We start from the raw sequence: 17,128 nt of genomic DNA on the forward strand, positions 1-17,128 counted from the left end.
CGGGGTTTTTCGTTGAAAAGGGGACGGAGGGGATTAAGTCGTTTTTGCCACGGCCTGTATCAAAGGGGCGAAAGCGACTTAATCCCCTCCGTCCCCTTTTGCGTGGCGCTGGAACGCGGCGGGTGTGGTGCCGGTCATGCCGCGGAAGAAGGCGATGAACGGGCTCTCGGCGGAGAAGCCGGTGTCCTGCGCCACGTGCGCCACGCGTTGGCCCAGCAGCAGCAACTCCATGGCCCGCATCAGTCGCCATTGCTGGCGCCAGGCCTGGTAGCTCATGCCGGTATCACGCTGCATCAACCGGCCGACGGTACGCGCGCTCAGGCCCGTGCGCGCGGCCAGCTCCCCCAGTTCGGGCGGCAGCTGCTCGGCCACCGGGAGGCACCGTGCGATCCGCGGATCACGAGGCAGAGGCAGGTCCATCGGTGCCACCGGTGCAGCAGCGATCTCCAGCACGCACAACGCCAGTTGATGGCGTGCGCGCGGCGACTGCCAGTCGTGGTCGAACGGCGCCTGCGCGATCGGCTCCAGCAAGGCCTGCAGCAGCGGCCCCACGCCGATGATCGCCGGCTGCCGGGGCAGTTGGGCCGACAGCGTGGCGTCGAAGTACAACGAACGGTAGTCGACCGCCTGGCGCATCTGCGCGCGATGGCGCAGCCCACCCGGAATCCACGCGGCGCGCGCGGGCGGCAGCAGGCTGATGCGATCACCGTAGGTCAGGCGCGTGCAGCCCTGCCGGGTGTACAGCAGCTGCGCGCGTGCATGCTGGTGCCAACCCGAGTCGTGATCCGCCAGTGAGGCTGCAATCCCCAGCACCGGAGCGCTCCAGGCATCGGCGTCGAAGTGCGCGTGCGGCTGCAACCAGGCCATGTCTGATTTCATACATTCGATGACAAGATAGACAGAGTGCGCCATTGCGGACGCGACCACAATGCGGGGCCCTGTTCCTGGAGCGCCCGCATGTCGCGCCGCCTGTTGTTGCTCACCATTGCACTGCTGATGTTCCCGCAGTTGGCACAGACCCTGTACAGCCCGGCCCTGGCCGATCTGGCCGAACGCTTCGCCCTGCCGCCGAGTGCCGCCAGCCAGGCCATGAGCCTGTACCTGTTCGGCTTCGCTGCAGGCGTGCTGCTGTGGGGGCGCCTGGCCGATCGTATCGGTCGTCGCCCTGCCCTGCTATGCGGCCTGGCCGTGTTCGCACTGGCCGCCTGCGGCGGCCTGCTGGCCAGCACCTTCGGCCAGGTCCTGCTGGCACAGGCACTGGCCGCGCTGGGTGCGGCGGCGGCCTCGGTGGTAACCCAGACCGTACTACGCGACCACCTGCAGGGACCCGCGTTGGCGCAGGCATTCTCCTGGATCGGCATGGCCCTGGCCCTGAGCCCGGCCATCGGCCTTGCACTGGGCACGCTGCTGGTCGCCGCCCATGGCTATGTCGGCGTACAGTCCGGCCTGCTGCTGATCGCTGCCCTGCTGGCAGTCGCATGCCTGGCGGGCCTGCGCGAAAGCCGCCCTGCACAGATCCCGCACGCGCCCATGCTGCCGCTGCTGCGGGAACTGCTGCGCGATCGCTGGATCTGGTCACACGCGTTGCTGGTGATGGCCTTCAACGTGGCGATGTACAGCTGGTATGTGCTCGGCCCCTTCGTGTTTGCGCGCCTGCACTGGCCAGCCACCTGGTTCGGCGCCAGCGGCGCGGTGCTGGCACTGGGCTCGGCACTGGGCGCGTGGGGCAATGGCCGCCTGCTGCGTGCAGGCGTTGCCGCAACCACGCGTATCCGCATCGCCGCAGTACTGGTTCTGACGGGAGGCCTGCTGGCCGCGCTGCTGCATGATCACCATGCCCTGATCGCGGCGATGGTGCCGGTGGTGACGGGCTTCGGCCTTGCCATTCCCAATGTGCTCGGCCAGGCCCTGCGCGGCTATCCACACTGTCTCGGCAGCGCAGGCGCGCTGTTCGGCCTGCTCTACTACCTGTTGATCGGTGCGGCAATGGCGCTGGTCGGTGCAGTGCAGATGCTGGCACCGACCGTTATCGCGTGTGGCCTGCTGGCCTTGTGGCTGCAACGGCGGCGTCCCGCTGCAGCCTAGGAATTGCTGCAAAAGCAGCGCACTGTGCTGGCCTTCCGGGAACGGCTTTGATTCCCCGGCTATCGTGCGCGCGCTCCCACACAAGGCAGATGCCCATGATCACCATCACCGCCGAACAGGCCCGCGCCAACGTCGATGCCGCCAAGCGCCCGATCGAACTGTTCTACCGCGATCTCGACAACGCCATCCAGATCGGCTCGGAAAATGGCCGCCGCTACATCGTGTTCGGCTTCAGCCAGGTGATGGCCAGCGAGCAGCTCGTCGAAGACGTGGTCGCACAGCTGCTGAAGAATGGTTTCGGTGTCGAACGGTTGTTGAGCGATTCCGAACAGCACTACATCCGCATCAGCTGGGGAACTGCCGCGCCGTCGCGCCTCAGCGCCGGCTGAGGGTGAACGCGGTGCCGTCCACGCCCAGATCCCAGCCCTTGCCGGTACCGGACAGGGCCAGCGAGATGTCGCCCTTGGTCATCACCTGCGCGTTGCTGGACTTCACCGCACCGGCATGCGCGCCCACCGAGGCGTAAGTACCCAGCAGCTCGTTGACGCTGACTGCGCCGGTGAAGCTGCCACGTCCGTTGGTGATCTTCGACTTGCCCACGGTCAGGCCGCCGCCCTTCATCTGGATGCGCACCGGCATGCTGGCGCCATTGCTGCAGGTGACCGTGCCATTGCCGGATGCAGTCTTGTAGATCAGCGACCAGCCAGAGAGGTTGTAGCGCAGCTCACAGTCGAGGTTGCCAGCGGCGTGCGCGGCCGGGGCCAGCGATGCGGCAGACAGGGCAAGCAGCAGGGCGAAGGGCTTGTTCATGGCAGGACTTCCAGTTCGGTCGGACTGCCGGCGAATCTAGCAGCGCGCGCGTGCACGCTGGATGCAGGCGCACGCGCTGGTGCAGCAGTGTTCAGGCCGGTGCTCAGGCCTGTTCGTCCAGGTGGAAGGCATCGGCATCGAGCATCGCCGGGAAACGCGCGCGGTGTGCGGCCAGCGCCTCGGCCGAGATGGTGGTGGTGACCACCTGTTCGCGCTCGCGGATCTCCACCTGCGGCTGGCCGAGGAAATCCAGCACCGCGCTGTCGCCTGCGTAGTGCAGCCCGTTGCCATCGACACCGACGCGGTTCACCGCTGCCACGAAGCACAGGTTCTCGATCGCCCGCGCACGCAGCAGCGTCTTCCACGCATAGGCGCGTGCCGACGGCCAGTTGGCGACGAAGATCTGCAGGTCGAAATCCAGCTGCTGCGGACGCTCCACGTTGTAGCGGTTGCGGCAGAACACCGGGAAACGCAGGTCGTAGCAGACCTGCGGATTGATCCGCCAGCCCTTCCATTCCACGCTCAGGCGGTCGCGACCGGCGGCATAGCGCTCGTGCTCGCCGCCGTAACGGAACAGGTGGCGCTTGTCGTAGTACTGCAGGTCGCCATCGGGCGTGGCGAACAGCAGGCGGTTGTAGACGCCCTCGCCGTCGCGCAGCTGCACGCTGACGATCACCGCCGCGTTCAAGGTCCTGGCCTGTTCGCGCACCCAGGCCACGGTCGGGCCGTCCATGCCTTCGGCCTGGGCAATGGCGTCGTTGGAGAAACCACTGGTGAAGGTCTCCGGCAGGATCACCAGGTCAGTGGTGCCGGCCAGCGGTGCGAGCAGCGCGCCGTAGTAGGCGCGGTTGCCGGCCGGATCGTGCCAGCGGGTGTCGCCCTGGACGAGGGAAATGCGCAGGTCCTGCATGTTCAAGCCTCGCTCAGAGCAGGCGCAGGCGTTCGATCGCCGCGTCCATCGTTGCTTCATTCTTGGCAAAGCACAGGCGCACCAGGCGCTGGCCGGCCGGCGGGTTTTCGTAGAACGGCGACAGCGGGATCGCGGTCACGCCCTTCTCGATGGTCAGCCACTTCACGAACTCATGGTCCGGCAGGTCGCTGATGGCCGAGTAGTCGACCAGCTGGAAGTAGCCGCCGGGGACCGGCAGCGCCTTCAGGCGGGTGCCGGCCAGCTGCTCGCGGAAACGGTCGCGCTTGGCCTGGTAGAACGCGCCCAGCTCCAGGTGGTGTTCGGGTTCGTCGCGGATCATCGCGGCGAAGCCGTACTGCGCCGGGCCGAAGCTGGTGAAGGTGTTGTACTGGTGCACCTTGCGGAACTCGGCGGTCAGTGCCGGCGGTGCGATCGCATAGCCGATCTTCCAGCCGGTGCAGTGATAGGTCTTGCCGAAGCTGGAGATGACGAACGCGCGCTCGCGCAGTTCCGGGTAGCGCAGCGCCGATTCATGGCGGCGGCCGTCGTAGATGATGTGTTCGTACACCTCATCGGAGATCAGGTAGATCTGCGTGCCACGCAGCAGCTCGGCCAGTGCCTGCATGTCCTGCGCCGACAGCATCGCGCCGGACGGGTTGTGCGGGGTGTTGACGATCAGCATGCGGGTGCGCGGGGTGATCGCCGCACGCACGCGGTCCCAGTCGACCGCGAAGGTCTGCGGATCCAGCGACACATGCACGGCCTTGGCACCGGCCAGGTCGATCGCCGGTTCATAGCAGTCATACGCCGGGTCGAGCACGATCACTTCCTCGCCGGCACGCACCACGGCGTGGATGGCGTTGAAGATGGCCTCGGTACCGCCACTGGTGACGGTGATCTCGCTGTCCGCATCGACCTGCGCGCCGTAGCAGTCCAGTGCCTTCTGCGCGATGGCCTGGCGCAGCGGCGCCACGCCGGTCATCGGCGGGTACTGGTTCAGCCCGGCGGCCATCGCCCTGGCGGTCTCGTCGATCAGGCGCTGCGGCGCCGAAAAGTCCGGGAAACCCTGGCCCAGGTTGACTGCGCCGTGTTCGGCGGCGAGCTGGGACATCACGGTGAAGATCGTGGTACCGACCTTGGGCAGCTTGGTGTTCGGTTGCATCGGCCTGGGCTGTGGGGGAACAGGCCTGCGAGTTTACGCAATCCGCGCGTCGGTAGTGCCGGCCGCTGGCCGGCACTCCTGGGACGATCTGCGGCGCCGGGTCGCATCTGCCGGCCAGCGGCCGGCACTACCATCGGCATTCACCGCTACAATTGCCATCGCACTCCGGCATGAAGACCCCTGCCCCTTGAACACCCCTGCATTGCTGGCCGCCAGCGGCCTGAGCTTCTCCCGCAATGACGAGCCGGTGTTCGGCCCGCTGGACTTCCATGTGGACGCCGGCGAAGCCCTGCTGGTGCAGGGCGGCAATGGCGCCGGCAAGACCACCCTGCTGCGCGTGCTGGCCGGCCTGGCCCGGCCCGGCGCCGGCCAGGTGCGGATCGACGGCAAGCCGGCGAGCAATGCCGAACGTGCACGCTACGTGGCCTACCTCAGCCATCTGCCGGCCCTGAAGCCAGACCTGGACACGCTGGAGAACCTGCACTTCCTGTGCGGCCTGCATGGACGGCGTGCGCGGCAGATGCCCGGCAACGCGCTGGCCATCGTGGGCCTGGCCGGTTATGAGGACACCCTCGTTCGGCATCTGTCCGCCGGGCAGAAGCGGCGGCTGGCACTGGCACGCATCTGGCTGTCGCCGGCGCCGCTGTGGCTGCTGGACGAGCCCTATGCCAACCTCGACCTGGAGGGCATCACCCTGGTCAACCGGATGATCTCGGCGCACCTGCGTGCCGGCGGCGCTGCGCTGGTCACCACCCATGGCGCCTATGCCGCACCGCCGGTGCGTACCCGCCAGCTCGACCTCGGCGGTGCCGCATGATCGCGCCGGGTACCGAGCCAGGCCTGTGGCAGACCGCAGGCGCCCTGCTCAAGCGCGACCTGCGCCTGCTCTGGCGCCGCCGCGGCGATGCGCTGCAACCCCTGCTGTTCGCGGTGCTGGTAGTGGTGCTGTTCGCGCTGGCCCAAGGCCGCGAACCACAGCTGCTGGCCGCCACCGCGGGCGCGGTGCTGTGGCTGGCCGTGCTGCTGGCGGGACAGCTGTCGCTGGATTCACTGTTCCGTTCCGACGCCGAAGATGGCTCGCTGGAACAGTGGCTGCTGGCGCCGGTGCCGCTGGCCTGGCTGGTGCTGGTGCGCGTGCTCCTGCACTGGGCGACCACTGCGCTGCCGCTGATCGTGGTCAGCCCGCTGTTGGCCGAAATGCTGCATCTGCCGCATGACCAGCTGCCGATGTTGCTGGCATCGTTGCTGCTGGGAACGCCGTTGCTGAGCCTGATCGGTGGCGTGGTCGCCGCACTGACCGTTGGCATCCGACGCTCTGGTATTCTCGTGGCGCTGCTGTCGCTGCCGCTGTACGTGCCGGTGCTTGTGTTCGGCGCCGGCAGCCTGGCGGCAGCCGGACGCGGGCAGGATCCGGTCGGTGCGCTGCTGATGCTGGGCGCTGGCCTGCTGCTCGCGCTGGTGCTGGCTCCGCTGGCCACTGCCGCTGCAATACGTATTTCTCTGAGTTGACCGAGCTGAGAGCCAATCCACCCCTGCTGGATAGCCGCCACGCATGAATCCGATTGTCCGCTGGTTCCACCAACTCGGTTCGCCTCCCACGTTCGACCGTTTCGCTGCCCGCTGGTCGCGGGTGTTCTACTTCGCGGCGGTGCCGGTGCTGCTGGTCGGCATGTGGCAGGCGCTGCTGGTGGTGCCGCCGGAAGCCAAGCAGCTGGACAGCTTCCGCATCCTTTACATCCACGTGCCCAGTGCCTGGATGAGCCTGTTCGTATTCGCGCTGATGGCGCTGTATGCCGCCATCGCGCTGATCTGGCGGATCAAGGTCTGCGAGATCCTGGCCATGGCCTGCGCGCCGATGGGCGCCGGTTTCACCCTGATCACCCTGCTGACCGGCAGCATCTGGGGCAAGGGCACCTGGGGCACCTGGTGGGACTGGGACCCGCGCATGACCAGCGAGCTTGTGCTGCTGTTCCTGTACCTGGGCGTGATCGGCCTCTACCACGCCATCGAGGACCGCCGCAGCGCCGCACGTGCGGCGGGACTGCTGGCCATCGTCGGCGTCAGCCTGCTGCCGGTGATCCGCTATTCGGTGGACTGGTGGGGCGGCCTGCATCAGCGCCAGTCGATCAACGTGTTCGGTGAATCGGCGATCAGCAGCGCGATGATCGCGCCGCTGTGGTGGATGGTGATCGGCACCAAGTTCTGGTTCGCCGGTTCGGTGCTGGCCAAGGCCCGCGCCGACAATCTCGACCGCGAGGCCGGCAAGGCCTGGGTCGGTGGACGCGTCGGTGCCGAACGCCCGGTCCGGGAGGCCCAGCCATGACCCACCTTCCCTATGTGATCGGCGCCTACGCCGTGTTCGTGCTGGTGCTCGGCGCCGACGCCATCGGTTCGTGGCTGCGCCTGCGCGTGGCACGCCGGCTGGCACTGGCCCGCCAGCAGCGGCAGCAGACCCGCGCCGGCAGGCAGGACGCAGCTGTGCCGCTGTCGACGGAGCTGGAACGATGACCCCGGTACAGCGTCGCCGCTTGGCATGGGTGCTGCTGGCCCTGCTCGCCTCCGGCCTGGCCACGGCGCTGGTGGCGATGGCACTGGAGCGCAACATCGCCTACCTGTACACGCCTTCGGAAGTGCTGCGCGGTGATGTCGATGCGCAGTCGCGCTTCCGCTTGGGCGGCATGGTGGTGAAGGGCTCTTTCAATCGGCCGGTCGGCTCGCTGGAAGCGCGTTTCGAAGTGACCGACGGCGACGCGCAGCTGGCAGTGACCACCTCGCGGATCCTGCCGGACATGTTCGCCGAAGGCACGGCGGTGGTCGCCAGCGGCCGCCTGCAGGACGGCACCTTCGTCGCCGACGAAGTGCTGGCCAAGCACGATGAGAAGTACGTGCCAAAGGAAGTGGCCGACAAGATGGGCGATGCCCACCGCAAGCACGATGTGCCGGTGACGGCCCCCGAGGTGCGCTGAGTGCTGCCCGAACTGGGTCAGATCCTGCTGATGTGCGCATTGCTGGCCTCGCTGCTGCAGGCCGGCCTGCCGCTGGTCGGCGCACATCGCAACAACACGGCATGGATGGCGGTGGCACGGCCAGCCGCGTTCGCGCAGCTGCTGCTGCTCGCCGGCGCGTTCGCGGTGCTGACCGCCGCGTTCGTGCAGCAGGATTTCTCAGTGCGCTACGTGGCCGAGAACTCCAATTCGCTGCTGCCGATGATCTACCGCTATTCGGCGGTCTGGGGCGCGCATGAAGGCTCACTGCTGATGTGGGCGCTGGTGCTGGCATTGTGGACCGGCGCGGTGGCGCTGTTCTCCCGGCACCTGCCGGCACCGGTGCAGGCGCGCGTACTGGCGGTGATGGGCATCGTCAGCGTCGGCTTCCTCGCCTTCCTGATATTCACTTCCAACCCGTTCCTGCGCCTGAACCCGGCGCCGCTGGAAGGGCGCGATCTCAACCCACTGCTGCAGGACCCGGGGCTGATCATCCATCCACCGATGCTGTACATCGGTTACGTGGGTTTCGCCGTTCCGTTCGCATTCGCGGTGGCGGCGCTGCTGGAAGGTCGCGTGGATGCGCGCTGGCTGCGCTGGACGCGGCCGTGGACGAACGTCGCGTGGGGCTTCCTGACCCTGGGCATCGCGCTGGGCAGCTGGTGGGCCTACTACGAGCTGGGCTGGGGTGGCTGGTGGTTCTGGGACCCGGTGGAGAACGCCAGCTTCATGCCATGGCTGGTCGGTGCGGCACTGATCCATTCGCAGGCCGTCACTGAAAAGCGCGGCACGTTCGCCAGTTGGACCCTGCTGCTGGCGATCGCCGCCTTCGCGCTGTCGCTGCTGGGCACCTTCCTGGTCCGCTCCGGTGTGCTGACCAGCGTGCATTCGTTCGCCGCCGATCCCTCGCGTGGCCTGTTCATCCTGGTGTTCCTGTCGGTGCTGGTCGGTGGCAGCCTGCTGCTGTATGCGCTGCGCGCCAGCCAGCTGAGCGTGGACGCCGACGACCCGCGCCGTGGCTTCACTGCCACCTCGCGCGAGACCCTGCTGCTGGCCAACAACCTGCTGCTGGCCACGGCCTGCGCGATGGTGCTGCTCGGCACGCTGTATCCGTTGCTGGCCGATGCGCTGTCGCTGGGCAAGATCTCGGTCGGCCCGCCCTACTTCGGCAGCCTGTTCCTGCTGCTGATGGCGCCAATGATCCTGCTGCTGCCGTTCGGCCCGCTGGTGAAATGGCAGCGTGACCAGCCCTCGCGCGCCTTCGCGCTGCTGGCACCGTGGCTGGGCCTGGCGCTGCTGCTGGGCGCGCTGGCCTGGTGGCAGGCGCCGCAGAACGGCTGGAAGGCCGGCATCGGCGTGGCCGCTGCGGCCTGGGTCGCACTCGGTACCGCACGCTTCGTCTGGCAGCGACTGCGCGGCAACGGCCGCTTCACCGCCGAAATGCTCGGCATGATCGTTGCCCACGCCGGCATCGCCGTGTTCCTGGCCGGCGCGCTGCTGGTGGAAGCCTTGAACGTGCAGCGCGAAGTGGCGCTGGCCCCGGGTCAGCAGCTGGTGGTCGGTCGCTACGAAGTGCGCTTCGAGGGCGTGGACCACCGCGAAGGCCCCAATTTCATCGCCGACCGCGGTCACCTGCGGGTGTTCCGCGACGGCCGCGAACTGGCCCTGCTGCACCCGGAGAAGCGCCAGTACGCCAGCGGCGGCCAAGTGATGACCGAGGCCGGCATCGATGCACGCTTCGACGGCGATGTCTACGTGGCATTGGGCGAGCCGCTGGGCAACAATGCATGGGCGGTACGGGTGCACATCAAGCCGTTCGTGCGCTGGATCTGGCTGGGCGCGCTGTTGATGGCCCTGGGCGGATTCATCGCCGCCGCCGACCGCCGTTTCCGTCGTCCGTAGGAGTTTCCATGTCCGAGTCCCCCGCCCCGCGCCCCTCCCGCCCGCTGCCGCCGGTAGCCATCGTGATCGGCGTGCTGTTTTTCTTCGGCCTGCTCGGGCTGATGATCTACGGGGTTATGAAATCGGGTGATCCGCAGCGCGACGTGCTGCCGTCGGCGCTGATCGACAAGCCGGCGCCAGCGTTCGCGCTGCCGGTGCTGCACGACCCGGAAATGATCGTGCGCAGCGACGAACTGCGTGGCGCGCCGTACCTGTTGAACGTGTGGGGCAGCTGGTGCGCGGCCTGCCGCGAGGAACACCCGGTGCTGACCCGTTTCGCCGAGAGCAAGCGCGTGCGCGTGATCGGCTACAACTGGAAGGATGACCCGACCGATGCCCTGCATTGGCTGGAACAGCTGGGCAACCCGTTCATGGTCGTGCTCAGCGACGTGGAAGGCCGCACCGCGATCGACTGGGGCGTGACCGCTGCACCGGAAACCTTCCTTGTCGACGGCAGCGGCATCGTGCGCTGGAAGTACAGCGGTGCGATGACCCAGCGCGTGGTCGACGAGAAGCTGATCCCGGCGCTGGAGAAGATCGAGAAGGCCCAGGGCAATGCCGGCAGCACGTTGCACACGGCGCCCTGAGCCCATGCGCTGGCTGCTGGCGCTGCTGCTCCTGATGCTGCCGCTGGCCGCGCTGGCACAGCAGCCGCTGCATGATCCGCAGCCGCTGCAGTTCCGCGATGGCGCCGAAGAACGCCGCTTCCACGACCTGGCCGCGCAGCTGCGCTGCGTGCAGTGCCAGAACCAGTCGCTGGCCGATTCCAACGCGCAGATCGCGCAGGACCTGCGCCGCGAGGTGCTGCAGCTGATGCAGCAGGGCCACGACGACGCGCAGATCAAGCAGTTCCTGGTCGCGCGCTACGGTGAGTTCGTGCTCTATCAGCCACCGTTGCAGCCGGGCACCTGGCTGCTGTGGGGAGGTCCCCTGCTGATGCTCGGTGCGGGTGCTCTGGTGGTGCTGGGCATCGTCCGCCGCCGTGGCCGTACGGTTGGCGCCGCAGCGGCCGGCAAGGCCGATGAAGGAGACGGATGGTGAGCCAGTGGCTGCCGATGCTGGCCGGTCTGGTTGCTGCGTTGATGGCAGCGCTGGTGCTGTGGCCGCTGCGCCACTCTGGCCGCCGCGGTTTCATGGTCGGCGTATTCGCACTGGGCGTGGCCGGTGCCTGCCTGTACCTGCTGGTCGGTGATCCACGTGCCGCACAGATGCAACCGACGCCTTCGGTAGCCACCCTGCGCGATGGCGTGCAGGCCCTGCAGGATGCACTGAAGCGTGACCCACAGCGGGCCGATGGCTGGGCGCTGCTGGGCCGGTCGCAAGCCGAACTGGGCAACGCCGCGGCCGCGGCGGACGCCTTCGCACGTGCCGCCGCTCTCGCCCCCGAAGACCCCGGCGTGCTGGTGGAAGCGGCGCAGGCACGTGCGCAGGCCGATGCCGGCAAGCAGTTCGATGACACCGCGATGGCCTGGTTGCAGCAGGCGCGTGCGCTGGCGCCCGATGCCGAGCGTGCCAGCTGGCTGCTGGGTATCGCCCTGCGCCAGCGCGGAAAGAATGCCGAGGCCGCAGATGTGTGGAGCGGCCTGCTGCCACGGCTTGAGCCCGGCGCCGCGCAGGCGCTGCAGGCGCAGATCGCCATCGCCCGTGAAGCCGCCGGTCAGCCGTCCGATGCAGCCGTTGCGGCGCCACCGGCGCTGTTGCAGGTGCGCGTGCAGTTGCCCGCGTTGAAGGGCACCGAGTGGCCGGCCAGCACCCAGGTATTCGTGCTGGCCCGCGCCGTGGGTGGACCGCCGATGCCGGTGGCCGCACGCAAGCTGCCCTTGGCCGGATTCCCGGCCACGGTCGGGCTGGGTGACGCTGACAGCCCGATGCCAACCGCACCGCTGTCGGCCCATCGCGAAGTGGAAGTGCTGGCACGCATCTCGCGCACCGGCAGCGCCAACCGCAGCGAGGATGACCTGCAGAGCGTGCCGGTGAAGGTGAGCCTGCCCCACGACGGTGTTCTGGAGCTGCGCTTCCCGTAACGCGCCGCGGTAGTGCCGGCCGCTGGCCGGCAACCCCACAGCCGCATCACGATTCATGAGGTTGCCGGCCAGCGGCCGGCACTACCTGCATCGCCGATGGAAACCAGCGTGTCGCCAGCTCCACATGCGGCCCCGCTAGAATGCCTGCATGACCGAATTCATCCCGCCCGGCACCCGCTTCCACGCCCTGCCCTCGCCCTTCCCGTTCAAGCGCGGCGGCGCCCTGCACGGCGCGCGCGTGGCCTATGAGACCTGGGGAACACTGGCGGCCGACGCCAGCAACGCGATCCTGATCGTGACCGGCCTCTCGCCGGATGCACACGCGGCAGCCAACGACGCCAACCCGGCAGCGGGCTGGTGGGAAGGCATGGTCGGACCCGGCAAGGCGATCGATACCGACCGCTGGTTCGTGGTCTGCGTGAACTCGCTGGGCAGCTGCAAGGGCTCAACCGGTCCGGCCTCGCTCAACCCGGCCACCGGCCAACCGTATCGTCTCGACTTCCCCGAGCTGTCGATCGAAGACGGCGCGCGCGCCGCGATCGAAGTCGTGCGCGCCCTGGGCATCGAACAGCTGGCCTGCGTGGTCGGCAATTCGATGGGCGGCATGACCGCGTTGGCCGTGCTGATGCTGCACCCGGGCATTGCGCGCAGCCACGTCAACATTTCCGGCAGCGCGCAGGCGCTGCCGTTCTCGATCGCGATCCGCTCGCTGCAGCGCGAAGCGATCCGCCTTGATCCACGCTGGAATGGTGGCCACTACGACGACGACGCGTATCCCGAGTCCGGCATGCGCATGGCGCGCAAGCTGGGCGTGATCACCTACCGTTCGGCACTGGAATGGGATGGCCGCTTTGGCCGCGTGCGGCTGGATTCGGACCAGACCGACGACGATCCGTTCGGCCTCGAATTCCAGGTGGAAAGCTACCTGGAAGGCCACGCACGGCGCTTCGTGCGATTCTTCGACCCCAACTGCTATCTATACCTGAGCCGCTCGATGGACTGGTTCGACCTGGCCGAGTACGCCGATGGCGATGTGCTGGCCGGGCTGGCGAAGATCCGGGTGGAGAAGGCGCTGGCCATCGGCGCCAACACCGACATCCTGTTCCCGGTGCAGCAGCAGCAGCAGGTCGCCGATGGCCTGCGTGCCGGAGGCGCTGACGCCCATTTCATCGGATTGGAGTCACCGCAGGGTCACGACGCCTTCCTGGTCGACTTCGATCGTTTCGGCCCCGCCGTGCGCGGCTTCCTCGACGCGCTGTAGTGGCTTGGCGGCGCAACCTGGCGCTCGCCGCGTTCGGCGCGTTGATCGCGCTGATGGTCAGCGGTGTGCTGCCGCTGTGGCTGGGTGGCTGGTGCATGCTGGCCAGCGCGGTGTCGTTCGCGCTGTACGGCCAGGACAAGCGCGCGGCGCAGCGAAAGCAATGGCGCATTCCCGAACGCACCCTGCAACTGCTGGCCTTTGCCGGTGGCTGGCCGGGCGCGCTGCTGGGCCAGGCGCTGTTCCGACACAAGCACCGCAAGGCCGCATTCCAGTGGGTGTTCTGGTTGTGCGTGCTGGCCAACGTGGCCTCGATCGCGGTGATGCTGCGCGAGTTCTCGCGGTAACCCTCGCAATCGGTAGTGCCGGCCGCTGGCAGCCAATTCCGTGTCCGTATCAAGCGCCATGAGGTTGCCGGCCAGCGGCCGGCACTACCGGTTCACGCTTCGCGGACCAGAGCCCCGTCGCGCAACCGGTACTGCGCATCGACCACGCCTTCGGGCAGGTCATCGTGGGTGATCATCAACAGGCTGCGCCCGTCCAGCAACCCGGAAAGGTCCTGCAACAGCGCGCGTGCGGTATCCACGTCCAGGCCTTCGGTCGGTTCGTCCAGCAGCAGGATCGGCGCATTGCGCAGCAGCGCACGCGCCAGTGCCAACCGCCGCGCCTGCCCGGCCGACATCGTCGCGCCGTTCTCGCCCACCCAGGCCTGCAGGCCGCCGTTGCGCTCGGCCCATTCGCCCAGGCGCACGCGGCGCAGCACCGCCCACAAGGCGGCGTCGCTGGCATCGGGATCACCCAACCGCAGGTTCTCGGCCACGCTGCCGGCAAACACCGGCGCGTTCTGCGGCAGCCACGCCAGTTGCCGGTGCCAGTCGGCCTGGGCGAAATCACGCAGATCGCGGCCACCGTAGGTCAGCCGCCCCTGCTGCGGATCCCACAACCGCAGCAGCAGGCTCGACAGCGTGGTCTTGCCGCTGCCGCTGTCTCCACGGATGGCGATGCGTTCGCCTGGCGCCAGGGTCAGCTGCAGGCCGGACAACACCGGCCGCGCGCCGCCTGGCCACTGGAAATGCACGTCATCCCAATGCACGCGCGCAGCCGGCGGCACCACCTGTGGCGCCTGCGGATCGTCCACCGTCGGCGGTTGCTCGACGATCGCCTGCAGGCGATCGGCGGAAATGCGCCCGGACTGCAGCGACTGCCAGGCCAGGCCCATGCCGGCCCACAGCTCGATCAACGCCACGGTGAGGAACACCAAACCTGCGGCCATTTCCGGTGCGATGCGCCGCTGCTCGGCCGCGTGCAGGGCCAACGCCAGCATCGCCACCAGGCCCAGCCCGGCCACCAGGCCATGCAGGGTCGAGGCCGCGATCAGGCGCCAGCGCCGACGACGATCCCGCGAGGCCAGCTGCTTGGCAGCTACGCGTACCTTCAGCTGCCAGGCCGCATCGGCGTGCAGCGCGGCCAGGTCACCCGCACCTTCCAGCCCTTCGAATGCAGCGGTACGCAATGCGGCACGATGCGCGGCACGGTCGGCCTCTTCGTCGTCATGGCCACGCACGCCCAGCCACGGCACCCCGAAGGCGATCAGCAGCGCCAGCACCGCCAGCAGCACCGCAGCCGACGGCAGGATCAGTGCCGCCGAAACGATCGCGACCAGCGACAATCCGCCCAACGCCAGCAGCGGCCCGATCGCACGCACCAGCAGGCCGTCCACTTCACCGATGTCGCCGAGCAGGCGCGCCAGAAGGTCGCCGGTGCGCGTAGCCCCCAATCGTGCGGGTGCCAGCGGCAACGCGCGGCGGAAGAACCACACGCGCAGGTCGCGGGCGATGCGCAGCGTGGCGTCGTGGCCGACCAGCTTCTCGAAATAGCGCGACACGATGCGCGCCATCGTCAGCCCGCGTATACCCGCGGACGGTGAGAAGAAGTTGAAGCCTTGGCCGAGGCCGGCCGCACCAGCCAACGCGGCGGCGGTGAGGAAGCCACCGGACAGGCCAAGCAAGGCGGTGCCGGCCAGCATGGTGGTCCACAGCAGCAGCACGGTCAGCAGCAGGCGCGGCCGATGGCGCAGGAACACCGCACGCAGCGAATCAGGCGAACGGCTCATGCGCGCACCGCCTGTGCCGGTTCGACCAGGCGCCCTTCCGGCAGCAGCAGGCAGCGGTCGGCCCAGGCGATCACCGCCGGGCTGTGGGTGGCGACCACCACACTGCGGCCCCGCGCATAGGCAGCCAGGCTGCGCAGCAGTGCGGCCTCGGTATCGGCGTCGAGAAACGCGGTGGGTTCGTCCAGCAACAGCACCTGCGGGTCGCGCAGCAACAACCGGGCCAGGCCGATACGACGGGCTTCGCCGCCGGACAGGCCGAAGCCACGTTCGCCGATCACCGTGTCCAGGCCCTGTGGCAGGCGCTGTGCGAACTGCAGCACCTGCGCGGCCTCGGCCACCGCACGAAGACGCGCATCGCTGGCACCGGGATCAGCCAGCCGCAGGTTGTCGGCGATGCTGCCGTGGAACAGGTAGGGGCGCTGGCTGGCATAGGCCACCTGCACGCCAGGCCGCAGCTGCAGCTTGCCGGCGCGCGGCGGCAGCCAGCCGGCCAGCGCTTCCAGCAGGGTGCTTTTACCGGAGCCGCTGGGACCAACCAGGGCCAGGCGCTGGCCCGGCTCCAGCCGCAGGTCCAGATCCTGCAGCACATCCTGCGGCGCGCCCAGCGGACGCAGCACCAGCCCTTGTGCCTGCAGCGGCGGCAAGGCGGCCTCGGCCGGCTCCACCGCCAGCGGTGCAACCTCGTTCTCGACCAGGCCCTGCTCATCGGGCAGCGACTGCAGCAGACGCTCCACTTCGGCGGCGGCGGCCAGTGCATTGGCGCGATCATGGTAGTGCGCGGCCAGCCGTCGCAGCGGCGCATAGAATTCCGGTGCCAGCAGCAGGCAGAACAGCCCCGCACCCAGCGTCGGCACCGCTGCATGCAGCGACATCATGCCCAGATAGCTCAGGCCCAGGTACAGCGCCACCATCGCCACGCTCACCGAGGCGAAGAATTCCAGCACCGTGGACGACAGGAAGGCAATCCGCAGCACTTTCAGCGTGCGCACGCGCACGCCTTCAGCGGCGGCCTCGATACCCTCCAGCTCGGCGTCACCGCGGCCATACAGGCGTAGCAGGCCCAGGCCCTTGATGCGGTCGGCGAAATGGCCGCTCATGCGTGCCAGCTCACCCAGCTGCGCACGGCCGGCCGCTTCGGCGCCCCAGCCCACCAGCATCATGAAAAATGGCACCAGCGGCGCAGTGAACAGCAGGATCAGCGCCACCACCCAGTCGACCCAGGCGACAGCGGCCAGGATCAGCAGCGGCACCACCACCACTTCAGTGCGCACCGGCAGGAAGCCGCTGTAATAGCTCTCTATCGCATCACCGTGATGCAGCATCAGTTCGCCCAGTTCGCCGGTGCGGCGCTGCCGCAGCCACAGTGGGCCGTGGCCCAGCAGGCGTGCGAACACGCGTTCGCGCAATGCCAGGCGTGCGGCGTCGGCCACGTCACCGGCGGCGGCCTGGGTGGCGCTGCCCAGCAGGGTGCGCAGCACCAGGATCACCGCCAATCCCGCCAGCACCGGCAGGCCAGAGGCCAGCGGCACGCGCTCCACCAGCACCTGCTGCACCAGCCAGGCGATGGCGGCAGCCTGGCCGATCAACAGTGCGCCGGACAGGCTGATGCAAAGCGCGGCCAGGCGCTGGCGGCCCCGGGCGGAGCGTGCCAGGTCGGCCAGCCAGGCCGTGCGCACACGCCGCTGGCGGGCGGTTTCAGCTTCCGGGGACAGGCCGTCAGGGGTCGTTTCGGCAGCGCTCAAGAGGTCTTCACGGGCAACGGGGGAGACACGGCATTGTAGGCGCAGGCAATAGCCCGCCCCTGCGGCCGGCGGTCGCAGTCTTCATCAGGTTGGCATACG

The 17,128-nt window shown here is 68.5% G+C and carries 19 protein-coding genes; 13 read left to right on the forward strand and 6 right to left on the reverse strand.

Annotation, left to right across the window (positions count from 1 at the left end; all coding sequences use genetic code 11):
• Positions 1-78: 78 nt before the first annotated feature.
• A complete protein-coding gene (locus AC5P6S_RS05670) occupies positions 79-867 on the reverse strand; it encodes an AraC family transcriptional regulator (protein WP_012480810.1) in 789 nt (262 codons plus the stop codon).
• A gap of 90 nt (positions 868-957) precedes the next feature.
• On the opposite strand from AC5P6S_RS05670, the gene AC5P6S_RS05675 reads away from it, so the two are divergent.
• Complete coding sequence (locus tag AC5P6S_RS05675) at positions 958-2,085, forward strand: MFS transporter (RefSeq protein ID WP_495204512.1); 1,128 nt, start codon at positions 958-960, stop codon at positions 2,083-2,085.
• Between the two features lie 95 nt (positions 2,086-2,180).
• Complete coding sequence (locus AC5P6S_RS05680) at positions 2,181-2,474, forward strand: hypothetical protein (protein ID WP_005413984.1); 294 nt, start codon at positions 2,181-2,183, stop codon at positions 2,472-2,474.
• On the opposite strand, the gene AC5P6S_RS05685 is transcribed toward AC5P6S_RS05680, so the two are convergent.
• From AC5P6S_RS05685 to AC5P6S_RS05695, 3 genes are all read right to left on the reverse strand, one after another.
• Positions 2,461-2,895 carry a hypothetical protein gene (locus AC5P6S_RS05685; RefSeq protein WP_005410336.1) on the reverse strand — a complete coding sequence of 145 codons (435 nt, stop codon included), beginning with the start codon at positions 2,893-2,895 and terminating at the stop codon, positions 2,461-2,463. The genes AC5P6S_RS05680 and AC5P6S_RS05685 overlap by 14 nt on opposite strands.
• 103 nt (positions 2,896-2,998) lie before the next feature.
• Positions 2,999-3,805 (reverse strand): amidohydrolase, encoded by an 807-nt coding sequence (locus AC5P6S_RS05690; RefSeq protein WP_495204513.1) that lies wholly within the window; start codon positions 3,803-3,805, stop codon positions 2,999-3,001.
• Between the two features lie 13 nt (positions 3,806-3,818).
• Complete coding sequence (locus AC5P6S_RS05695; protein ID WP_005410338.1) at positions 3,819-4,967, reverse strand: pyridoxal phosphate-dependent aminotransferase; 1,149 nt, start codon at positions 4,965-4,967, stop codon at positions 3,819-3,821.
• Positions 4,968-5,214: 247 nt separating this feature from the next.
• Between AC5P6S_RS05695 and ccmA the strand changes: the two genes are divergently transcribed.
• The 11 genes from ccmA (at position 5,215) to AC5P6S_RS05750 (ending at position 13,521) form a co-directional block, all read left to right on the forward strand.
• Entirely contained in the window at positions 5,215-5,784 is a 570-nt protein-coding gene (gene ccmA / locus AC5P6S_RS05700) for a heme ABC exporter ATP-binding protein CcmA (protein WP_407070841.1), read from the forward strand.
• Positions 5,781-6,476 (forward strand): heme exporter protein CcmB, encoded by a 696-nt coding sequence (ccmB, locus tag AC5P6S_RS05705; protein WP_005410340.1) that lies wholly within the window; start codon positions 5,781-5,783, stop codon positions 6,474-6,476. The genes ccmA and ccmB overlap by 4 nt, the downstream gene beginning before the upstream one ends.
• A 43-nt stretch (positions 6,477-6,519) precedes the next feature.
• Positions 6,520-7,290: a heme ABC transporter permease CcmC gene (gene ccmC / locus AC5P6S_RS05710; RefSeq protein WP_329754552.1), complete on the forward strand. Its 771-nt coding sequence runs from the start codon at positions 6,520-6,522 to the stop codon at positions 7,288-7,290.
• On the forward strand, positions 7,287-7,475 hold the full coding sequence (gene ccmD, locus AC5P6S_RS05715; protein ID WP_005413988.1) for a heme exporter protein CcmD: 189 nt from the start codon (positions 7,287-7,289) through the stop codon (positions 7,473-7,475). Before ccmC ends, ccmD begins: the two co-directional genes overlap by 4 nt.
• Positions 7,472-7,933 (forward strand): cytochrome c maturation protein CcmE, encoded by a 462-nt coding sequence (ccmE, locus tag AC5P6S_RS05720; protein ID WP_005410343.1) that lies wholly within the window; start codon positions 7,472-7,474, stop codon positions 7,931-7,933. Before ccmD ends, ccmE begins: the two co-directional genes overlap by 4 nt.
• On the forward strand, positions 7,934-9,853 hold the full coding sequence (locus AC5P6S_RS05725; RefSeq protein WP_323152734.1) for a heme lyase CcmF/NrfE family subunit: 1,920 nt from the start codon (positions 7,934-7,936) through the stop codon (positions 9,851-9,853).
• 8 nt (positions 9,854-9,861) lie between these two features.
• Positions 9,862-10,479, forward strand: coding sequence for a DsbE family thiol:disulfide interchange protein (locus tag AC5P6S_RS05730; RefSeq protein ID WP_495204514.1), 618 nt, complete (start codon positions 9,862-9,864; stop codon positions 10,477-10,479).
• Between the two features lie 4 nt (positions 10,480-10,483).
• Positions 10,484-10,933, forward strand: coding sequence for a cytochrome c-type biogenesis protein (locus AC5P6S_RS05735; protein WP_005413991.1), 450 nt, complete (start codon positions 10,484-10,486; stop codon positions 10,931-10,933).
• On the forward strand, positions 10,927-11,916 hold the full coding sequence (locus tag AC5P6S_RS05740) for a tetratricopeptide repeat protein (RefSeq protein WP_012480817.1): 990 nt from the start codon (positions 10,927-10,929) through the stop codon (positions 11,914-11,916). The genes AC5P6S_RS05735 and AC5P6S_RS05740 overlap by 7 nt, the downstream gene beginning before the upstream one ends.
• Before the next feature lie 148 nt (positions 11,917-12,064).
• Positions 12,065-13,177, forward strand: a complete 1,113-nt coding sequence (metX, locus tag AC5P6S_RS05745; RefSeq protein ID WP_005413993.1) for a homoserine O-acetyltransferase MetX — start codon at positions 12,065-12,067, stop codon at positions 13,175-13,177.
• Positions 13,177-13,521, forward strand: coding sequence for a DUF1294 domain-containing protein (locus AC5P6S_RS05750; RefSeq protein ID WP_005413994.1), 345 nt, complete (start codon positions 13,177-13,179; stop codon positions 13,519-13,521). Before metX ends, AC5P6S_RS05750 begins: the two co-directional genes overlap by 1 nt.
• Before the next feature lie 92 nt (positions 13,522-13,613).
• Here AC5P6S_RS05750 and cydC read toward each other — a convergent pair whose 3' ends face one another.
• Entirely contained in the window at positions 13,614-15,287 is a 1,674-nt protein-coding gene (cydC, locus tag AC5P6S_RS05755) for a thiol reductant ABC exporter subunit CydC (protein WP_495201539.1), read from the reverse strand.
• The gene (cydD, locus tag AC5P6S_RS05760) at positions 15,284-17,029 is read right to left on the reverse strand and encodes a thiol reductant ABC exporter subunit CydD (RefSeq protein ID WP_049397940.1); all 1,746 of its coding nucleotides are present in this window, start codon (positions 17,027-17,029) and stop codon (positions 15,284-15,286) included. Before cydD ends, cydC begins: the two co-directional genes overlap by 4 nt.
• Between the last annotated feature and the right edge of the window lie 99 nt (positions 17,030-17,128).

Source organism: Stenotrophomonas sp. YJH_SMC_119 (genome assembly GCF_059368315.1).